Raw genomic sequence first — 18,713 nt, 5'->3', positions numbered from 1 at the left:
CCACAGGACCGCACAGGCCTTGAACCTTGCGCTGTACCTGTGGGAGCGGCTTTAGCCGCGAAGGGGCCAGTGCAGACAACTGAAAATACTCAGGCCGACTCGCCCTCCACCCGGTCCCGCCCGGCCTGCTTGGCCGCATACACCCCAGCATCCGCGCGCAACAGCAAGGCATCGGCGCCCTCCCCTGGCCGCCAGCCCGCCACACCAAAACTCGCGGTCACCTTGCCCACGCCCTCCACCGGCACGCTGCGCACCCCTTGCCACAACTCCAGCGCCAGCAGCCGCGCCTGCTCGGCATCGCTGCCCGGGCACAGCACCATGAATTCCTCCCCACCCAACCGGCAGAACACATCGGTACGCCGCAACCGTTGGCCAATGCGCTGGCACAGGCTGCGCAGCACCCGGTCGCCCACAGCATGGCCGAAGCGGTCATTGATGCGTTTGAAGTGATCGATGTCGAGCATGATCACCGCCAGTGCCTGCCCATCGCGCTGGGCCCGCTCCAGCTCAACTTTAAGCCGCTCCTGAAAGTAGCGGCGGTTATGGATGCCAGTCAGCGCATCGGTAACCGACAACGCCCGCAGCTCTTCTTCCACGTCCTTGAGGTCGGAAATGTCCGTCAGGTAACCATGCCACAATGTGCAGCCCTGCTCGCCCACCTCCGGGGTCGCCTCGCCACGCACCCAACGCAATCCCGCTCGCGGCAGGCACACCCGATACTCCTCACGCCAGGGCGCCAGGTGTTCGGCCGAGTAACGCACCGAACGTCGCACACGGTCCAGGTCATCGGGGTGGATGCGATCGAACACAGCCGTCGCATCCTCGCGCAACTGCTGCAGGTCGACTTCGTAGATGTCGTACAAGCCCATGCTGGCATACGGAAAGCACGAGTGGCCGTTGGCATCCAGGCGGTACTGGTAGATGCCACCCGGCACCTCGGCACTGAGCTTCTCCAGCAGACGGTCACGCGCCGCCAGCGCCTCATGCACCCGACGCCGCTCGGTGACGTCGATGCAGATGGCCAGGTAGCCCACCCACAAACCCTGTTCATCGAGCATGGCGGTGACCAGCATGTTGGCCACCAACTGGCTGCCATCGGCGCGCAACAAGGTCCACTCCCCCGGCTCGGCGCCGTGCTCCTGCACCGTTTCGGCGAACATGGCCTGGCCACCGGCAATCGGGCGACCAAAGCGCAGGCTCAGTGCATGGGCGCGCAGGCTCAACTCCTCGGGTAGCACCAGGTCCTCAAGCCGCAGTTGGCCAATGGCCTCGCTGGCCGGGTACCCGAGCATGCGCTCGGCACCGGCGTTGAAGGTGCTGACCACGCCCTTGAGGTTGGTGGCGATGATCGCGACCTGGGTCGCGGCCTCCAGCACGCTGCGCAGCTGATTGTGGGTGCCTCGCAGGGATTGCTCACTGATCTGCAGTTCAGCGGTGCGCTGCTCGACCAGGGCCAAGGCACGCTGACGCTGGCTGAACAGGCTGTAAAGCAGAGCGCTGAGCAGCAGGCTCAACAACCCGCCCAGCAGGCCGACCGCCAACACCGCCGAGGAACGGTTGGCCTGCACGAAAGCCAGGCTCGGCCGGATATCCAGCTGAAAATGATGATCGGCCAGGTGCAATAGCTGGTTGCTGGCCAGCGACAATGGGGCGACCTGGTTCTGCGAATCGAACATCACTTCGGGCCCGCGCAGCCCGGACGGGTCGACGATGCGCACTACCAGGTTGTCGTCTTCCGCCACCGGCCGCCCGTCGGTGACCAGCTCGCGCATGCTCAGCAAGGCCATTACATAGCCCACTGCCGCGCCGTGGGGCTTGGCATCGGAAAACACCGGCGCCACCATCAACAGGCCACGTGCGTCCGAGCGGCTATCGAACATGGCCAGCGGTTCGGACACCGCCATGCTGCCCGGCCCCAGCGCCCGCGCCAATGCCGATTGGGGCGCGCCTTGGCCGGCGAGGTCCAACCCATAGGGCAGCCCAGGCAATTCGCCCGACTGGGTATACAGCACCGGAAAGTAATGGTCGCGCAGCGGCGCGGGGTGCCACTGGCCTTGCGCATCCTGGTCACGTATCACATAACCTGGGCCGGAATGATTACTGGCCAGGCGCTCGAACTCGGCGCGTTGCGCGGCCTCTACCCGAGGCGCCCAGGCGTAGGCCAGGGTGCGGTGCAGCAACGGCCGGGCGTAGCCGTCGAATTCGTGCGGGGTGACTTCGTTGGAAAAGCTGAAAAACCGCCGCAGCCCGTCCAGGCGCTGCTGCTGCTCATCAAACCGCTCGGCGATGCGGCTGAAGCGCTCGCTGGCCAGCAGCTCGAAGCGCTGGCGCAGTTGCTGCTTGTAAAAGCTCTGCGCGGCAACAGCCAAGGTGGCCGTCAGCAAGCCGCCGGCCACCAGGACGACCAGCGCTACCGCCCACGCGGGCACCGCCTCTGTGCACAGGCCAAGTAACCGCGCACGCACGCCACACTTTGACATACACCCATCTCGTCACGTCAGCGTCCTGCGGATTATCTTGCCCTGCACTCAGTTATAGCTATTGGCCATTAGCCGCGCAATGTACCTCGTCGCCTCAGCGCAGTTGCAGGCGCCAGGCGCGGTGAATCCGATTATTGCGGGCGAAGTCCGGGTCCAGGGTCTGGGCTGTGATTTCCTCCACGGCGTAGCGCGCCATCAGGTGCTCGTCCAGCTGGAACTTGCGGAAGTTGTTGGAGAAGTACAACACGCCACCCGGCGCCAGGCGGGCCATGGCCAGGTCCAGCAGCTGTACATGGTCACGCTGTACGTCGAACACACCTTCCATGCGCTTGGAGTTGGAGAAGGTCGGCGGGTCGATGAAGATCAGGTCGTAGCTGTCGCGGTTGCCTTCCAGCCAGGCCATGACATCGCCCTGCTCCAGGCGGTTGCGCTCGGAGAAACCATTGAGCGCCAGGTTGCGCCGCGCCCAGTCCAGGTAGGTTTTCGACAGGTCGACGCTGGTGGTACTGCGCGCACCGCCCTTGGCCGCGTGCACGGTGGCCGTAGCGGTGTAGCAGAACAGGTTGAGGAAGCGTTTGCCGGCGGCCTCGCGCTGAATGCGCATGCGCATCGGGCGGTGGTCGAGGAACAGGCCGGTGTCGAGGTAGTCGGTGAGGTTGACCAGCAGCTTGACGCCCCCTTCGTTCACCTCCTGGAAGCGACCTTCGGTGGCCTGGCGCTCATACTGGCGCGTGCCACTCTGCCGCTCGCGGCGCTTGAGCACGACACGTTGCGGCGAAATGCCCAGCGCCTGCGGGATGGCCGCCAACGCATCGAGCAGGCGCGCCTGGGCCTTGTCCGGGTCGATCGAACGTGGTGCGGCGTATTCCTGCACGTGCACCCAGTCTTGATAGAGGTCGACCGCCAAGGCGTATTCAGGCATGTCGGCATCATACAGGCGGTAGCAGTCGACCTGTTCGCGGCGGGCCCACTTGCCCAGTTGCTTGAGGTTTTTCTGCAGGCGGTTGGCAAACATCTGCGCCCCTTCCGACAGGCGCGCCGGCTCGCTGGCAACCGGGGCCTGCTGGCGTTCTTGTGCGCCTTCAGGCTGTGCCTCGCGGCGTTCGCCAGTGACGAACTGGTCAGGCAGCACCTTGAACAGCAGCAGCTTGCACGGCAAGGCGCCGTTCCAGAACGCATATTGCTTGTGGCTGCGAATGCCCATGCGCTTGCCCAGCTGTGGCGCGCCGGTGAACACCGCCGCCTCCCAGCCCATGCAGGCCTGGCGCAGGCGCTCGCCGAGGTTCTGGTAGAGGTACAGCAGGCTGGCTTCATCACCCAGGCGCTCGCCATAGGGCGGGTTGCTGATGACCAGGCCCTTCTGGTTCTGGTCCGGGCGCGGTTCGAAGGTGCTGACTTCGCCCTGGTAGATCTTCACCCAGTCGCCAAGGCCGGCACGTTCAACGTTGTTGCGGCCCGGCTGGATCAGCCGCGGGTCGGCTTCGTAGCCACGGATCCACAGCGGTGGTTTGGCCAGGCCGGCTTGTGCCCGCGCCTGCGCCTCGTCATGCACCTTGCGCCACAGCGCCGGCACATGGCCGAGCCAGGCGCTGAAGCCCCAACGCTCACGCTTGAGGTTGGGGGCGATATCGGCGGCGATCATCGCCGCTTCGACCAGGAAGGTACCCACACCGCACATCGGGTCGGCCAGCGCGCCACCTTCGGCGGCAATCCGCGGCCAGCCGGAGCGGATCAACACCGCCGCTGCCAGGTTTTCCTTCAGCGGCGCGGCGCCTTGCTGCAGGCGGTAGCCACGCTGGTGCAGGCTGTGCCCGGACAGGTCGAGGGAGAGAATGGCTTCGCCACGGTCCAGGCGCAGGTGCACACGCACATCAGGGTCGATCTTTTCTACCGACGGGCGCAGGCCTTCGCGGTTGCGCAGCTTGTCGACGATCGCATCCTTGACCTTCAGCGCACCGAAGTGGGTGTTGTCGATGCCCGAGCCATGGCCGCTGAACTCCACCGCCAGGGTGCCATCGGCTGCCAGGTGGTCGGCCCAATCAACCGCGTGCACGCCGTCGTAGAGGTCGTCGGCGTTCTTCATGGAGAAGCGCTTGAGCACCAGCAGTACCCGGTTGGCCAGACGTGACCACAGGCACAGGCGGTAGGCGGTTTCCATGTCGGCGGCGCCGCGAATGGCCGAGGTGTGCTCGCGCACGTCATCCAGGCCGAGGCCCCGGGCCTCTTCGGCAAGCAGGCCTTCCAGGCCTTTGGGGCAAGTGAGATAAAGTTCGAAACGGTCCGACATGAGTAATCCAGCGCCTTGGGCTATTTGACTGACGGGGCGACGCATCGCCCCGCGATGTTTGCCCGCACACCTTTCCAGCAGGCCTGCGGGTGGCCCCTCCGGCACGCAAACGTGCCGCAAAAGGCCGGGCCGCCTGACCGATCTGTGCTTGGCCCAGTGGCAAAGACAGCTTAGATCATCAGGCAGTACGAAAAATTCTGGCGATCTCGGGGCCGATGTGACCCTTCGTCGCATTTCAAATTATTTCTGTCATCCGCGAGCAACGCTGGCGAACTGACGTCAATGATCGGCAAACCCTGATCATAGCGGGCTCAACGTTAAACAAGGTTGAGTCGCATTTATTTACTTATCCCCTGACCCTATGAAAGGTTACGTGCTTATGACAAATCGATCATTCACACCGTGACTCGCATTCGATAGAACTGGTCTCAGGCCGCTTCGCAACGAGGCGGCACTTTCAGCTCGCCACGCCGGCAGCGAGCGCAAACCGGCAGAAAGACTCTGCCCGGCCTCGGAGAGGCCGACGGGACATTACAGTCAACAAGTGAGGGCAACACCCTATGAGAAGACTTAAGCGTGATCCGTTGGAAAGAGCATATTCACGTGGCTACCAATACGGGGTCACCGGCAAATCCCGCGAACTTTGCCCCTTTACTCTTCCTTCTGTTCGCCAAGCCTGGATCAACGGCTGGCGCGAAGGTCGCGGTGATAACTGGGACGGAATGACTGGCACCGCTGGCATCCATAGACTCAACGAAAATCACGCCGTTGGCTGAACGAGGACACTGAATTCGATTCACCATGCACGCCCCATCCGGGCGGCGGGCGAAGGCCCAGGGGCCCCTTGATGGGGCCCTTTTTTTATGGGTTCGAATCCATATCCGCGCCCGCGAATGGGCCTATCAGGTCACCGCTGCATAGCAGCAATAGCGTCCACCGCCTCGCGAATCAACGCCGGCCCCTTATAAATGAAGCCCGAGTAAATCTGCACCAGGCTCGCCCCGGCGGCGATCTTCTCGGCGGCATGGCGGCCTTCGGTAATGCCACCGGCGGCAATGATCGGCAACTTGCCGCCCAGTTCACCTGCCAGCACCTTGACGATGTGGGTGCTCTTTTCCAGCACCGGCGCGCCCGACAGGCCGCCTGCCTCGCCACCATACGGCAGCCCTTCAACACCTTCGCGACCCAGCGTGGTGTTGGTGGCGATCACTGCATCCATGCCCGACTCCATAAGCGCAGCGGCTACCAGTGCGGTTTCTTCGTCGCTCATGTCCGGGGCAATCTTGATGGCCAGCGGCACGCGCTTGCCATGGGCCCCGGCCAGCTGCTCACGGCGCTCGGCCAGGGCATCGAGCAACTGCTTGAGCGAATCGCCGAACTGCAGGCTGCGCAGGCCCGGGGTGTTCGGCGAGCTGACGTTGACAGTGATGTAGCTAGCGTCGTTGTACACCTTGTCCAGGCAGATCAGGTAGTCATCGACGGCACGCTCGACCGGGGTGTCGAAGTTCTTGCCGATGTTGATGCCCAGCACGCCGTTGTAACGCGAAGCACGCACGCGGCCGAGCAGGTGATCGACGCCCAGGTTGTTGAAGCCCATGCGGTTGATGATGGCCGTGGCTTCCGGCAGGCGGAACAGCCGTGGTTTGGGGTTGCCGGGCTGCGGGCGCGGGGTGACGGTGCCAATTTCGACGAAGCCGAAGCCCAACTGGGCGAAACCGTCGATGGCCGTACCGTTCTTGTCCAGGCCGGCAGCCAGGCCCACCGGGTTGGCGAAGTTCAAACCCATGACCGTTACCGGCAATGCCGCCGGCTGCTTGCACAACATGCCATTGAGGCCAAGACGGCCACCGGCGCCGATCAGGTCCAGGGACAGGTCGTGGGAGGTTTCCGGGGATAGCTTGAACAGCAGCTGGCGGGCCAGGGTATACATGGGCGGGCAAGGCTCAGGGTGAGTGAGGGGGCGATTATAGCCAGCGCAAGGCTGGCAGGACAGCAAATCGTGGGGCTGCTGCAGGACCGCGCCGGGCCTGAGGCTGGAAATGGCACATCGGTTGCACCGGTTTAGCCCACAGCCTTATCAGTCCGGGCGAGGAACCTTGTGAACACTGTACCCCGAGCAACGCCCCTGGCCTGGGTCAACGGCAGCGACGCGCCCGAAAAACCCAGCCTTAACATCGGCTACATGGCGCTGACCGACTGCGCCTCGGTGGTGGTTGCCGCCACCCAGGGCTTCGCCCAGCAGTACGGCCTTACCCTCAACCTCAAGCGCCAGGGCTCCTGGGCCGGGCTGCGCGACAAACTGGTCAGTGGCGAGCTGGATGCCGCGCACTGCCTGTATGGCCTGGTATACGCCGTGCACTTGGGAATCGGTGGCGTGCCGGCCAGCGACATGGCGGTGCTCATGGGGTTGAACCAGAATGCCCAGGCCATCAACCTGTCCCCTGCCCTGCAGCGCAAGGGCGTGACCAACCCTGAAGCACTGGCACGCCTGGTGCACCAACATGGCGCGCGCCTTACCTTCGCCCAGACCTTCCCCACTGGCACCCACGCCATGTGGTTGTATTACTGGCTGGCCAGCCAAGGCATCCACCCGCTGCGCGACGTCGACAGCGTGGTGGTGCCACCGGCGCAGATGGCCGCACACATCCAGGCCGGGCGCATCGATGGCTTCTGCGTGGGTGAGCCGTGGGCCGCCGATGCCGTGGCCAAGGGCCAGGGCTTTACCCTGGCCACCAGCCAGTCGCTCTGGCCGGACCACCCGGAAAAAGTCCTGGCCTGCGCCCGCGCCTTCGCCGAACAATACCCCAACAGCGCCCGCGCACTGATCAAGGCGGTTCTCGCTGCCAGCCGCTTCATCGAGCAAAGCCCGGAAAACCGCCGCAGCACCGCGCAACTGCTCAGCGGCAGCGCCTACCTGGACACACCGCTGGAGAGCATCGAACCGCGCCTGCTCGGCCACTACCAGGATGGCCTGGGCAACCACTGGCAAGACCGGCATGCCCTGCGCCTGTTCGACCACGGCCGGGCCAACCTGCCTTACCTGTCCGATGGCATGTGGTTCATGACCCAGTTCCGCCGCTGGGGCCTGCTGCGCGAAGACCCTGACTACCTTGCCGTGGCCCGCCAGGTACAGCAACTGGCGCTGTACAATGAAGCGGCACACAGCCTGGGCGTAACGTGCCCCGAACAGCCGATGCGCAGTAGCCTGCTGATTGACGGCAGCCGCTGGGACGGCAGCGACCCCTACGGTTATGCCCGCAGTTTCAGCCTGCATGCACTGGGCGAGCTGCCCGGTGCCCGTGTCGGTGTGTGAGGGGGACGAACATGTTGCGCATCCTGCTGATCGACGACACCCAGAGCAAACTTGGCCGCCTCAAGGCGGCATTGAGCGAGGCCGGCTTCGAGGTTATCGAAGCACCAGGCCTGACCATCGACCTGCCCGCTTGCGTCGAAACGGTGCACCCGGACGTGGTGCTGATCGATACGGACTCACCGGACCGTGACGTGATGGAGCAAGTTGTACTGGTCAGCCGTGACCAGCCGCGGCCCATCGTGCTGTTTACCGATGAGCACGACCCCGGGGTGATGCGCCAGGCGATCCAGGCGGGGGTCAGTGCCTATATCGTCGAAGGGATCCATGCCGCGCGGCTGCAGCCAATCCTGGATGTGGCCATGGCCCGCTTTGAAAGCGACCAGGCGCTAAAGGCGCAGCTGTTGGCGCGCGACCAGCAACTGGCCGAGCGCAAGCGCATCGAGCAGGCCAAGGGCTTGCTGATGAAAATGAAGGATTGCAACGAAGAGCAGGCCTACACCTTGATGCGCCGCCAGGCCATGAGCCGTCAGCAGAAGCTGATCCAGGTGGCCGAGCAGATCATTGCCATGCACGAGATGCTTGGCTAACTGCCTGTTGTCTTGCTCAAACTCCAAATGCTGGCGCGATCCATGTGGGAGCGGCCTTGTGTCGCGAAAGGGCTGCGCAGCAGCCCCAGCAAAATTTGTAGCGAAGCTGAAACTCTGGGGCCGCTACGCGTCCCTTTCGCGACACAAGGCCGCTCCCACAAAGTCCGAGTTACTCGATAGACCGAGTTGGCTCGGCTCTTGCTGAACAAACCTCACCGGTAGCCAACGGCGGTTGCCCCACTTAATTCCCGACAAAGACGTCGCTCTCCCCTCCACCCTCCGTGGAGCGGGTAGCGGCGTCTTTTTCGTTCCGTTGCATTGCCGAGTGAGGTGTTCGATGAGTACCAGCTTCTGGAAATCCGGGCATGTGCCCACGCTGTTCGCCGCGTTCCTGTACTTCGACCTCAGCTTCATGGTCTGGTACCTGCTTGGCCCGCTGGCGGTGCAGATTGCCGCCGACCTGCAGTTGAGTGCACAACAACGGGGCCTGATGGTGGCCATGCCAATCCTGGCCGGGGCAATCCTGCGCTTCGCCATGGGCGTACTGGTCGACCGGCTGTCGCCCAAGACCGCCGGGCTGATCGGCCAGGTAGTAGTCATCGTCGCCCTCGCGGCAGCCTGGCACCTAGGCGTGCACAGCTATGAACAGGCGCTGCTGCTGGGCGTGTTCCTCGGCTTTGCCGGTGCCTCGTTTGCCGTCTCGCTACCGCTGGCCTCGCAGTGGTACCCGCCGCAGCACCAGGGCAAGGCCATGGGCATCGCCGGCGCCGGCAACTCCGGCACGGTGTTCGCCGCCCTGCTGGCCCCGGCATTGGCGGCAGGCTTCGGCTGGAACAATGTGTTCGGCTTTGCACTGATACCACTGTCGCTGGCGCTGGTAGTGTTCGCCCTGCTGGCGCGCAATGCCCCGCAACGGCCCAAGCCGAAAGCCATGGCCGATTACCTCAAGGCCCTGGGCGACCGTGACAGCTGGTGGTTCATGTTCTTCTACAGCGTTACCTTCGGCGGCTTCATCGGCCTGGCCAGCGCCCTGCCTGGCTACTTCAGCGACCAGTACGGCCTGAGCCCGGTCACCGCTGGCTACTACACCGCCGCCTGCGTGTTTGCCGGCAGCCTGATGCGCCCACTCGGTGGCGCCCTGGCCGACCGTTTTGGTGGCATCCGCACCCTGCTGGGCATGTACAGCGTGGCGGCCATCTGCATTGCCGCAGTCGGTTTCAACCTGCCATCTGCGGCCGCCGCACTGGCGCTGTTCGTCAGCGCCATGCTCGGCCTGGGCGCTGGCAATGGCGCGGTGTTCCAGCTGGTGCCGCAGCGCTTCCGCCAGGAGATCGGCGTAATGACCGGGCTGATCGGCATGGCCGGCGGTATCGGCGGCTTCCTGCTGGCGGCCGGGCTTGGCACCATCAAGCAACATACCGGCGACTATCAGCTGGGGCTGTGGCTGTTCGCCAGCCTGGGCCTGCTGGCCTGGTTCGGCCTGCATGGCGTGAAACAGCGCTGGCGCACCACCTGGGGCTCGGCTGCAGTTACTGCGGCGCGGGTCTGAGGCACGCCGATGAGCCTGCAACTGAACTTTGCCCAGGCCAGCGCTACCGGGCCGCGCGAGGAAAACCAGGACGCCCTGCGCCTGGTTACCCCGGCACCGGAACTGGCCGCCAGCAAGGGCTACCTGTTCGCCCTGGCCGACGGCGTCAGCCAATGTGCCGATGGCGGCCTGGCCGCCCGTGCCAGCCTGCAGGCGCTGACCCTGGACTACTACGCCACCCCGGCCACCTGGAGCGTGGCCCAGGCCCTCGACCGCCTGCTGCTGGCGCAAAACCGCTGGTTGCGCGCCCAAGGCAGCGGCCAGCCGTTGCTGACCACCCTCAGCGCGCTGGTGCTGCGCGGCCGACGTTTTACCCTCGCCCACGTCGGCGACTGCCGCGTGTACCGCTGGCACGCCGGGCGCTTGCAGTGCTTGAGCGAAGATCATGTATGGGACCAGCCGGGCATGCAGCATGTGCTGAAACGGGCGCTGGGCCTGGACCAGCACCTGCTGGTGGACTACCTGGAAGGCGAGCTCCAGCCGGGCGAGTGCTTCCTGCTGCTCAGCGACGGCGTCTGGGCCAGCCTGGGCGACCAGCACATCCAGGCAGTATTGCGCGAGCAACCCGACCTGCAATTGGCCGTCGACACGCTGGTCGCCAGCGCCCACCTCAATGGCAGCCAGGACAACGCCAGTGCCTTGCTGGTGCAGGTCGAGCAACTGGGCACGACCAACCTCGGCGACACCTTGGCGCAGCTGCAGCAATGGCCGGTGCCCGGCGCGCTACGCGAGGGCCAGGTACTCGATGGCTGGCGCGCCGAAAAGCTGCTCTCGCACAGCCGCCAATCCCTGCTGTACCGGGTGCGCGATAGCCAAGACCAAGCCTGGCTGCTCAAGACCCTGCCCGCTGCACGCGAGCAGGAACCCGGCGCGGCACAAGGGCTGTTGCTGGAAGAGTGGTTCCTGCGCCGCGTCGCTGGCCGGCACTTCCCCGAGCTGCACGCCGCCAGCCAGCGCCAGCACCTGTACTACGTGATGCGCGAATACCCCGGCCAGAGCCTGGCGCAGTTGCTGGCCGAAAACGGCCCACTACCCCTGACGCAGTGGCTGGAGCTGGCCAGGCAACTGCTGCAGGCGGTCGGTGTGCTGCACCGGCGCAACCTGCTGCACCGCGACATCAAGCCAGAGAACCTGCACCTGGGCAGCGATGGCCAGTTGCGCCTGCTGGACTTCGGCCTGGCCTACTGCCCAGGCCTGTCCGAAGACCCGCGGCACGAGTTGCCCGGCACACCTTCGTACATTGCCCCGGAAGCCTTCGACGGCCAGCCGCCCGGCCCACGCCAGGACCTGTATGCCGTTGGCGTGACGCTGTACCACCTGCTGACCGGGCACTACCCGTACGGCGAGGTGGAGGCCTTCCAGCGCCCGCGCTTCGGCCAACCCGTCAGCGCTGCCCGCTACCGCCCCGACCTGCCGGAATGGCTGCAGCACAACCTGCAGCAAGCGCTGGCGGCCGACCCGGCGCAGCGTTTCGAAACTGCCGAACACTGGTTGCTGCTGCTTGAGCGCGGCGACCGCCAGGACCTGCCCAGCCGGCCACGGCCTTTGCTGGAGCGCGAGCCACTTAAAGTCTGGCGCACCCTGGCCCTGCTGTCCTTGCTGCTCAACCTGATATTACTGCTCACCCTGCTCAAGGGCTGAACACACCTTGCCGATGAGGAAACCCTGATGAATGCAAAAGTCTGGCTGGTCGGTGCCGGCCCTGGTGACCCCGAACTGCTCACCCTCAAGGCCGTGCGCGCCTTGCGGCAAGCCGCCGTGGTGATGATCGACGACCTGGTCAACCCGGCGGTGCTGGAGCATTGCCCACAGGCACGGGTGATTGCCGTGGGCAAGCGCGGCGGCTGCCGCTCCACACCCCAGGCATTCATCCAGCGCCTGATGCTGCGCCATGCCCGACAAGGGCGTTGCGTGGTGCGGCTAAAGGGTGGCGACCCGTGCATTTTCGGCCGTGGTGGTGAGGAGGCACTGTGGCTGCAGGGTCACGGCATCGAGGTGGAAGTGGTCAACGGCATCACCGCCGGCCTGGCTGGCGCCACGCAATGCGGGATTTCCCTGACCTCACGCGGTGTGAGCCGGGGCGTGACGCTGGTCACGGCGCATACCCAGGACGATAGCGAGCTGAACTGGGCGGCATTGGCCCAGGGCGGGACGACGCTGGTGGTGTACATGGGCGTGGCACGGCTGGAGCAGGTGCGCCAGGGGTTGCTGGACGGGGGTATGGCGCCGGTGATGCCGGTGGCGATGATCGAGAATGCCTCGTTGCCTGAGCAGCGAGAGTGCAGGAGCGATGTGGGGGGGATGGTGGAGGATGCGCGGGGGTTTGGCTTGCGTAGCCCGGCGATTTTGGTGATTGGGGAAGTGGTTAGGGAACAGCAGGCCCTGGAATTGGTGGCAATTGCTGGATGATGCGCTGCCTGCGCCGGCCTTTGTGGGAGCGGCCTTGTGTCGCGAAAGGGCTGCATAGCAGCCCCGGCAATACCTGCGGCGAAGCTGAAAAACTGGGGCCGCTACGCGCCCCTTTCGCGACACAAGGCCGCTCCCACAAGGGGCACACAAACCCAAGAAACAGGCAAAGAAAAACCCGGCCGAGGCCGGGTTTTTCGTGAAGCTTCAAACCAATTACTTGGCCTGGGCTTCTACCTGCGCTTCAACGCGACGGTTAACAGCGCGACCTTCTTCGGTGGCGTTGTCAGCAACCGGACGGGTTTCGCCGTAGCCAACCGAGTCAACACGGCTGGATTCTACGCCGTACTGCTGGGTCAGGACTTGCTTGACAGCGTTGGCACGACGCTCGGACAGCTTCTGGTTGTAAGCGTCTGGACCCACGGAGTCAGTGTGACCTTCAACCACGGTGGTGGTTTGTGGGTACTGCTTCATGAAGTCAGCCAGGTTCTTGATGTCGCCGTAGCTGTTTGGCTTGACGACCGACTTGTCGAAGTCGAACTTGACGTCCAGCTCAACGCGAACGACTTCGGCAACAGCCGGGCAGCCGTCGGCGTCAACGGTAACGTTGGCCGGGGTGTCTGGGCACTTGTCGACGTTGTCGCAAACGCCGTCGTTGTCGGAGTCGGAGCAGACTTCAGCAACTGGAGCTGGAGCAGCAGCAACTTTGCCACCGCTGCCACCGAAGTTCAGACCAACACCAACGGATGGGCCCCACTCGGTGTTGCCGTTGTCGATGTTGTACATGGCTTCTACGCCGGCACGGGCGAAGAACATGTCGGTGATGTACCACTTGGCGCCAGCGCCAACGTTGGCGAAGGTGGAGTGGTCGCGGCCGCTACGAGTGGCCTGGCCCAGGCTCTCGTGAGCGAAACCAGCGGAAACGTACGGACGCAGAGCGTCGCCAACGGTACCGAAGTGGTAGGTAGCGTCCAGCTTGGCCTTGGAGCCTTTGATGTCCTTGTTGAAGACTTCGCCACGAGCGTTGTGGGTCTCGTTGTAGCCCAGGTCCAGGGAAACGTCGTCAGTCAGGAAGTAGCCCAGGCGAACACCAGGGTTGGTGCCGTCGTTCTTGAAGTTACGCTCGCTGTCGTAGTACTGCTTGGTAACGTTACCTTCGATTTCCACCGCGCCTTGGCCTTGAGCCAGAGCGCCGAGCGAAGTTACAGCGACGAGCGAGCCAATGGCCAAGCCCAAGGTGTTTTTCAATTTCATCCGTTAAATCCCCATCTGGTGATAGTTAAGCAGTCCCACCAACATCAAGGGGGACAACTCGACGGCAAGTCTAGCAGAACTCGCCGATTCGTTAGAGATATTTGTACGCCACTAAGTTTCATCGAGGCCGGCAAATTTCTCACGAAGCTTGTCTAGCGCGCGCTTGTAGCGCATTTTCGTCGCGCTCAGGCCCATGTGCATGATGTCGGCAATTTCCTGAAACTCCAGCTCTGCGACAAAACGCAGCACCAGGATTTCCCGGTCAATCGGGTTCACATGCACCAGCCACTTGTCCAGCCCGCCTTTTTCTTCCGGCTTTGGTGTCTTGTCTTCGGACGCCTCTTCAACAGGGTCCAGACTCAAGGCATCCATCAACCGGCGTTTACGGCGCTCCTTGCGGTACTGGGTAATGCACTCGTTGTAGGTGATGCTGTAGAGCCAGGTCTTGAACTTGGACTTACCCTCGAAGTTCTTCAGCCCGTACAGCACTTTCAGCATCACTTCCTGACAGACATCGTCCGCGTCACGGTCGTTCCCCAGATAACGCGCACAGACGTTGAACAGGGTCCGTTGGTAGCGCCGCATGAGCTCCTCATACGCGCGGGTAACGTGGTACAGCTCCTCATGCGAACGCGCCACCAACTCTTCGTCGGTGAGCTCGCGGGGGTCATAACGCATGGGCGGCGAATGAACTTTATTCAAAACGGATCTGGCCGACAGTCAGGTCAATGTCGCCGCGCGACCCCGTGGGTCGAATTTCGCGGCGGCATACATTAACAGCTTTTGTGCGGTTAGCGGCTATTGACTCGTTTCTCGAGCAGCTCGCGATTGGACAGCGACACCAGTTCGCCATCATCGGTCAGCAGCGTCGTCTTCACCGTACCGATCTCCTCGATATGCCCTTCGACCTCTCCAATCCGCACCTGCTGGCCCACCTGGTAAAGCTCGCGCACGTAAATGCCGGCCAGGATCTGCCCGGCTATTTCGCGGCTGCCAAGGCCCATGGCCAAGGCAACAGCCAGACCAACGGTAATCAGCCCAATGACGATTACGTGGTTCAGCAGGTCGGTTTTCACCTCCAGCTGGCTGATGGCTACCGAGATGCTGATGATGATCACCAGGCCCTGGGTGATACGGCCGAGGCCTGCCGAGTATTCCAGGCCGATACCTTCGGCGGCGCCACGCACCAAGCCATTGGCCACCTGGGCCAGCAGCACACCGGCCAGCAGCACCAGGGCTGCACCGAATACCTTGGGCAGGTAAAGGGCGAGCATGTCGAGGGTTGCCGAAACCCGCTCCAGGCCCAGCGATTCAGCGGCCGAAACCAGGAAGATGAGCAGCACGAACCAGTAGACGATCTTGCCGATCAGGGTCGAGATCGGCACCTGGATGCCGACCCGGCCGAGCATCTTGGTCAGGCCGGTGCCGGCCATCAGGCGGTCCAGGCCAAACTTGGCCAGCAGTTTGGACAGCAGCGTGTCGAGCAGCTTGGCCACCACGAAACCGAGCAGCACCACGACCAGCGCGCCAAACAGGTTGGGGATGAAGTTCGCTACCTTGGTCCAAAGGGCAGTCATGGCGGTGACCAGGCTCTGGGTCCAGAGATCGAGTTCCATATTCAATCGGCCTTATCTGCTTTGCTGCCGGTGGCAGCGTTGCGGGAAGAGTGTCGACGCACCGGCGCGACATGCGCCGAGCCATTGTTCACGGCGATCAGCAGCGCCTGGCTCCAGCGGCCAAGCAGGCTGAACAGATCACCCGCGCCAACCTGACGGTTGGCGGTTTTCAGTACGCGACCCAGGCAGGCAGCGTCATCCCGGTCATCCCGGTCATTGCCGGAGGGTGACGCCTTGAGCAGGTCGCGCAGGGATTCTTCAAACGGATCGTGCATGGGCACCTCGCGCAGTGTCAGCAAGAGACGAGATGGCCGGGCGATGGGTCACACATCGCGTTGGGACGGGTGTTTCAAAATGAATGCGCAGTGGATTTTTCGCGGGCACGCCCGCTTCCACAGCAACCCCACAGAACCTGAAGACTGTGCTGTACCTGTGGGAGCGGGCGCGCCCGCGAAGAGGCCGGAACAGGTCAATCACCCTCTATACCCACCGCAACCGCCGGAACAGCCACCACTGCCCCACCGCCAGCCCTAGCACGACGATGCAGGCGAACAGGAAGCCCAAAGGGTTCTCCGCCCCCGGAATACCGCCGACATTGATGCCCAGCAGGCCAGTGATGAAGCTCATCGGCAGGAAGATGCAGGTGATGATGCCGAAGCGGTACATGGTGCGGTTCATGCGCTCGCTACGGCGGCGGTCTTCGCTTTCCAGCACCAGCGCGGCGCGCTCGCGGGCCAGCTCAAGCTCTTCAAGGTAGCGGATCAGGCTGTTGTTCAGCTCGTTCCAGTAATCGGCGTTGGCATCGGCAAACCAGCTCCATTTACTGCGTGACAGCTGGGCGTAGATCTCACGCTGCGGGGCGAGGAAACGCCGTAGCCCGGCGGCACGCCGGCGGATCTGCTGCAGGCAGCCGTTCTCCGGGGTGTACCGCTCGTCGGATTCGACCTTTTCTTCTTCCAGGTCGACCAGCTCGGACAGGTCGCTGACCAGGCCCTGGACCTTTTCGGTCAGCAGTTCGCCCATCAGCAGCAACAGCTCGGAGGCTGATTTAGGCCCCCTGCCCTGTTCCAGTTGCTGGAGAATCTCGTCACTGGCGCGCAACGGCCGCAGGCGCAACGAGATAACCCGCTGCGCCTGGGCGAAAATGCGCACCGATACCATGTCTTCGGGCTCGGCGCCCGGGTTGAGGTTGACCCCACGCAGGAACAGCAACAGCTGTTCGTCCGCCATGGGCAGCAGGCGTGGCCGGGTGTTTTCTTCCAGCAGCAACTCGCAGGCGAACTCGCTCAGGCCGCTGTCGCGCAGCAGCCAGGTGCGGGTTTGCGGATGGCTGCGGTCCCAATGCAGCCACAGGCTCTGCTCAGGTTGCAGCTGCAGGTCGTCCAGCTCGGTACGGGCAATCGAACGCGCGCCGCCTTTGCCATCGAGCACCAGGGCGTGTACCAGCCCCCACTGCGCGTTGTCTTCCTCGAACATCAAAGCTCCATCAGCGCGTGCGGCGCATCACTCCGGCATTTTCAGCGGGCTTGGCGAGACCAGCACGCCATTGTTGTCGGCATACACATACTCGCCCGGGCGGAAGGTGACACCGGCGAAGGTGACCGCCACGTTGAGGTCGCCGATGCCGCGCTTGTCGGTCTTCATTGGGTGGCTGGCCAGGGCCTGCACGCCAACGTCAGTCTGGATCAACACGTCCACGTCACGCACGCAGCCGTAGATTACCAGGCCTTCCCAGCCATTCTTGGCGGCCTTCTCGGCGAGCATGTCGCCCAGCAGGGCACGGCGCAGCGAACCACCGCCATCGACCACCAGTACCTTGCCCTTGCCATCGAGCTCGACCTGCTCCTTGACCAGCGAGTTGTCTTCGAAGCACTTGATGGTGACGATCTGGCCGCCGAACGAATCGCGGCCGCCGAAATTGCTGAACATCGGTTCCAGAACTTGTACCAGGTCCGGGTAGGCGTCACACAGGTCGGGCGTTACGTAATGCTGCATGGGAAGCTCCTGTCAGTCACAACGAAAGCGGGTATCGGCCAAGGCTACACCTTGGAGACCATTGCAGTCATCCGGGACCGGGCAGTCAGTTGTGTTTTGCCTGCACCGGCCCTATTGCCGGCACAGGCACAGCAAGATCAGCTGACCGGCACAGGCTCTGCAACCACAGTGGATGTATGCACCGGCAGCAGCGGATTGCGCAGCCAGCGCTCCACCAGCGGCCACACCTGCACCTGCGCAGCCTTGCTCACCAGCATGTCGACATGGCCAAAGGCCTCGAAACCTTCTTCACGCCCCAGCCGCAGGAACTGCTTACGCTCGCCGCCCAACTGCTCGAACAGCTTGCGGCAGGCCCACACCGGGTCTTGGAAGTCCCCGGCACCGGCCACCGCCAGCAGCGGTACATCCACTTCGGCCAGCCCCGCCCACCAATCGTTCTGCTTGTCGCCAAAGCGCCCGAACAGGCCATGCCAACGCATGCTCTCCAGTGCCAGGCCAATCGGCTCGTCCTCCGGCCCACGCTTGAAACGCGGCCCGGAGATCTGCCCCCAGCGCTTGAGCACCAGCTTCGCGCCCCAGGTCAGCGGCGGCACCTTCAACGGCCAGTAGACGCGGCTGACCTGGGTGCCGAACAGCGCCACGCTGGCCACCTGTTCGGCAGGCAGAAAACCACCGCCCAGCGCGGCTGCCAGGGTTGTGCCGCCCAGGGAGTGGCCAACCCAGTGCGGCGCCTGGCCCGCTTGCTCACACACGAATGCGGCGATCAGCGGCAGGTCATCGCGGGCATAGGCCGCAACGCTGTTGTGCTTCCAGTGGCGGTTGCGCGGCGACAGGCCGTGGCCGCGCATTTCCGGGATCCACACATCGAAGCCGGCGCGGGCGAGAAAGGCACCCAGGCCAACCCCCTTTGGCGAATACCAGAAGCGTCGATTGGAAAAACTGCCGTGCAAGAGGATGACCGGCACGCCCTGGGGCTGCCCCTGGTCGGCCAGCCCCAGGCGGGTCACGGCCAGCTCGACGCTGGGGTCAGGGCTGTTGCCGGCCTTGATCCGGTACACGTCTTCGCTGAGATCGCCGCGGCGCTCGGCACTGAGCAGGGCTACGGGAAATAGAGTGCTGCTGCTTTGCATAAGGTTGCTTGGTGCACAAAAAAGGGCGGGATCCATCACTGGAGCTCGCCCTGGAAA

The 18,713-nt window shown here is 63.9% G+C and carries 16 protein-coding genes; 6 read left to right on the top strand and 10 right to left on the bottom strand.

Translation table 11 applies throughout. From position 1 onward, the window contains the following. Nucleotides 1-89: 89 nt before the first annotated feature. Complete coding sequence (locus ABE456_RS10725) at nt 90-2,480, bottom strand: diguanylate cyclase (RefSeq protein WP_346643877.1); 2,391 nt, start codon at nt 2,478-2,480, stop codon at nt 90-92. Nucleotides 2,481-2,574: 94 nt separating this feature from the next. Further along, complete coding sequence (gene rlmKL / locus ABE456_RS10720; RefSeq protein WP_346643876.1) at nt 2,575-4,767, bottom strand: bifunctional 23S rRNA (guanine(2069)-N(7))-methyltransferase RlmK/23S rRNA (guanine(2445)-N(2))-methyltransferase RlmL; 2,193 nt, start codon at nt 4,765-4,767, stop codon at nt 2,575-2,577. A gap of 560 nt (nt 4,768-5,327) precedes the next feature. Here rlmKL and ABE456_RS10715 point away from each other — a divergent pair. Beyond that, complete coding sequence (locus ABE456_RS10715) at nt 5,328-5,543, top strand: ribosome modulation factor (protein WP_079227119.1); 216 nt, start codon at nt 5,328-5,330, stop codon at nt 5,541-5,543. 131 nt (nt 5,544-5,674) lie between these two features. On the opposite strand, the gene ABE456_RS10710 is transcribed toward ABE456_RS10715, so the two are convergent. After that, the gene (locus ABE456_RS10710) at nt 5,675-6,697 is read right to left on the bottom strand and encodes a quinone-dependent dihydroorotate dehydrogenase (protein WP_346643875.1); all 1,023 of its coding nucleotides are present in this window, start codon (nt 6,695-6,697) and stop codon (nt 5,675-5,677) included. A 168-nt stretch (nt 6,698-6,865) separates the two neighbouring features. Here ABE456_RS10710 and ABE456_RS10705 point away from each other — a divergent pair, with 168 nt between their 5' ends. The 5 genes from ABE456_RS10705 to cobA all read left to right on the top strand — a co-directional run bounded on the left by ABE456_RS10705 (nt 6,866) and on the right by cobA (nt 12,664). Continuing rightward, entirely contained in the window at nt 6,866-8,080 is a 1,215-nt protein-coding gene (locus ABE456_RS10705) for a CmpA/NrtA family ABC transporter substrate-binding protein (protein ID WP_346643874.1), read from the top strand. An 11-nt stretch (nt 8,081-8,091) separates the two neighbouring features. Continuing rightward, complete coding sequence (locus ABE456_RS10700) at nt 8,092-8,667, top strand: ANTAR domain-containing protein (RefSeq protein ID WP_346643873.1); 576 nt, start codon at nt 8,092-8,094, stop codon at nt 8,665-8,667. Between the two features lie 337 nt (nt 8,668-9,004). Then, nucleotides 9,005-10,216 (top strand): nitrate/nitrite transporter, encoded by a 1,212-nt coding sequence (locus ABE456_RS10695; RefSeq protein WP_346643872.1) that lies wholly within the window; start codon nt 9,005-9,007, stop codon nt 10,214-10,216. A gap of 9 nt (nt 10,217-10,225) precedes the next feature. Further along, nucleotides 10,226-11,896, top strand: coding sequence for a bifunctional protein-serine/threonine kinase/phosphatase (locus tag ABE456_RS10690; protein WP_346643871.1), 1,671 nt, complete (start codon nt 10,226-10,228; stop codon nt 11,894-11,896). 27 nt (nt 11,897-11,923) lie between these two features. Next, nucleotides 11,924-12,664, top strand: a complete 741-nt coding sequence (gene cobA, locus ABE456_RS10685; protein ID WP_346643870.1) for a uroporphyrinogen-III C-methyltransferase — start codon at nt 11,924-11,926, stop codon at nt 12,662-12,664. A 213-nt stretch (nt 12,665-12,877) separates the two neighbouring features. Here the strand turns inward: cobA and ABE456_RS10680 are convergent, their stop codons facing one another. The 7 genes from ABE456_RS10680 to ABE456_RS10650 all read right to left on the bottom strand — a co-directional run bounded on the left by ABE456_RS10680 (nt 12,878) and on the right by ABE456_RS10650 (nt 18,656). Next, nucleotides 12,878-13,915: an OmpA family protein gene (locus ABE456_RS10680; protein WP_346643869.1), complete on the bottom strand. Its 1,038-nt coding sequence runs from the start codon at nt 13,913-13,915 to the stop codon at nt 12,878-12,880. 111 nt (nt 13,916-14,026) lie between these two features. Next, nucleotides 14,027-14,593, bottom strand: coding sequence for an RNA polymerase sigma factor SigX (gene sigX / locus ABE456_RS10675; RefSeq protein ID WP_346643868.1), 567 nt, complete (start codon nt 14,591-14,593; stop codon nt 14,027-14,029). Nucleotides 14,594-14,706: 113 nt separating this feature from the next. Then, entirely contained in the window at nt 14,707-15,531 is an 825-nt protein-coding gene (locus tag ABE456_RS10670) for a mechanosensitive ion channel domain-containing protein (RefSeq protein WP_346643867.1), read from the bottom strand. A gap of 2 nt (nt 15,532-15,533) precedes the next feature. Beyond that, nucleotides 15,534-15,806 (bottom strand): hypothetical protein, encoded by a 273-nt coding sequence (locus ABE456_RS10665; RefSeq protein WP_014591816.1) that lies wholly within the window; start codon nt 15,804-15,806, stop codon nt 15,534-15,536. Between the two features lie 205 nt (nt 15,807-16,011). After that, nucleotides 16,012-17,007, bottom strand: a complete 996-nt coding sequence (locus ABE456_RS10660; RefSeq protein ID WP_346643866.1) for a zinc transporter ZntB — start codon at nt 17,005-17,007, stop codon at nt 16,012-16,014. A gap of 27 nt (nt 17,008-17,034) precedes the next feature. After that, the gene (gene rraA / locus ABE456_RS10655; protein ID WP_021785500.1) at nt 17,035-17,526 is read right to left on the bottom strand and encodes a ribonuclease E activity regulator RraA; all 492 of its coding nucleotides are present in this window, start codon (nt 17,524-17,526) and stop codon (nt 17,035-17,037) included. 137 nt (nt 17,527-17,663) lie between these two features. Beyond that, entirely contained in the window at nt 17,664-18,656 is a 993-nt protein-coding gene (locus ABE456_RS10650) for an alpha/beta fold hydrolase (RefSeq protein ID WP_346643865.1), read from the bottom strand. Nucleotides 18,657-18,713 lie beyond the last annotated feature (57 nt).

It is taken from the genome of Pseudomonas sp. TWI929 (assembly GCF_039673335.1).
Lineage (GTDB): Bacteria > Pseudomonadota > Gammaproteobacteria > Pseudomonadales > Pseudomonadaceae > Aquipseudomonas.
Note: the sequence above shows the minus strand (reverse complement) of the source record. Positions and strands in the feature narration are given on the sequence as shown.

What these genes read in the sequence shown, in the direction of transcription:
- ABE456_RS10665 (WP_014591816.1), bottom strand. Translation starts at nt 15,806, where the DNA reads ATGCACGATCCGTTTGAAGAATCCCTGCGCGACCTGCTCAAGGCGTCA.
- rlmKL (WP_346643876.1), bottom strand. Translation starts at nt 4,767, where the DNA reads ATGTCGGACCGTTTCGAACTTTATCTCACTTGCCCCAAAGGCCTGGAA.
- ABE456_RS10690 (WP_346643871.1), top strand. Translation starts at nt 10,226, where the DNA reads ATGAGCCTGCAACTGAACTTTGCCCAGGCCAGCGCTACCGGGCCGCGC.
- ABE456_RS10700 (WP_346643873.1), top strand. Translation starts at nt 8,092, where the DNA reads ATGTTGCGCATCCTGCTGATCGACGACACCCAGAGCAAACTTGGCCGC.
- ABE456_RS10650 (WP_346643865.1), bottom strand. Translation starts at nt 18,656, where the DNA reads ATGCAAAGCAGCAGCACTCTATTTCCCGTAGCCCTGCTCAGTGCCGAG.
- ABE456_RS10670 (WP_346643867.1), bottom strand. Translation starts at nt 15,531, where the DNA reads ATGGAACTCGATCTCTGGACCCAGAGCCTGGTCACCGCCATGACTGCC.
- ABE456_RS10660 (WP_346643866.1), bottom strand. Translation starts at nt 17,007, where the DNA reads ATGTTCGAGGAAGACAACGCGCAGTGGGGGCTGGTACACGCCCTGGTG.
- rraA (WP_021785500.1), bottom strand. Translation starts at nt 17,526, where the DNA reads ATGCAGCATTACGTAACGCCCGACCTGTGTGACGCCTACCCGGACCTG.
- ABE456_RS10725 (WP_346643877.1), bottom strand. Translation starts at nt 2,480, where the DNA reads ATGTCAAAGTGTGGCGTGCGTGCGCGGTTACTTGGCCTGTGCACAGAG.
- ABE456_RS10680 (WP_346643869.1), bottom strand. Translation starts at nt 13,915, where the DNA reads ATGAAATTGAAAAACACCTTGGGCTTGGCCATTGGCTCGCTCGTCGCT.
- ABE456_RS10695 (WP_346643872.1), top strand. Translation starts at nt 9,005, where the DNA reads ATGAGTACCAGCTTCTGGAAATCCGGGCATGTGCCCACGCTGTTCGCC.
- ABE456_RS10715 (WP_079227119.1), top strand. Translation starts at nt 5,328, where the DNA reads ATGAGAAGACTTAAGCGTGATCCGTTGGAAAGAGCATATTCACGTGGC.
- cobA (WP_346643870.1), top strand. Translation starts at nt 11,924, where the DNA reads ATGAATGCAAAAGTCTGGCTGGTCGGTGCCGGCCCTGGTGACCCCGAA.
- sigX (WP_346643868.1), bottom strand. Translation starts at nt 14,593, where the DNA reads ATGCGTTATGACCCCCGCGAGCTCACCGACGAAGAGTTGGTGGCGCGT.
- ABE456_RS10710 (WP_346643875.1), bottom strand. Translation starts at nt 6,697, where the DNA reads ATGTATACCCTGGCCCGCCAGCTGCTGTTCAAGCTATCCCCGGAAACC.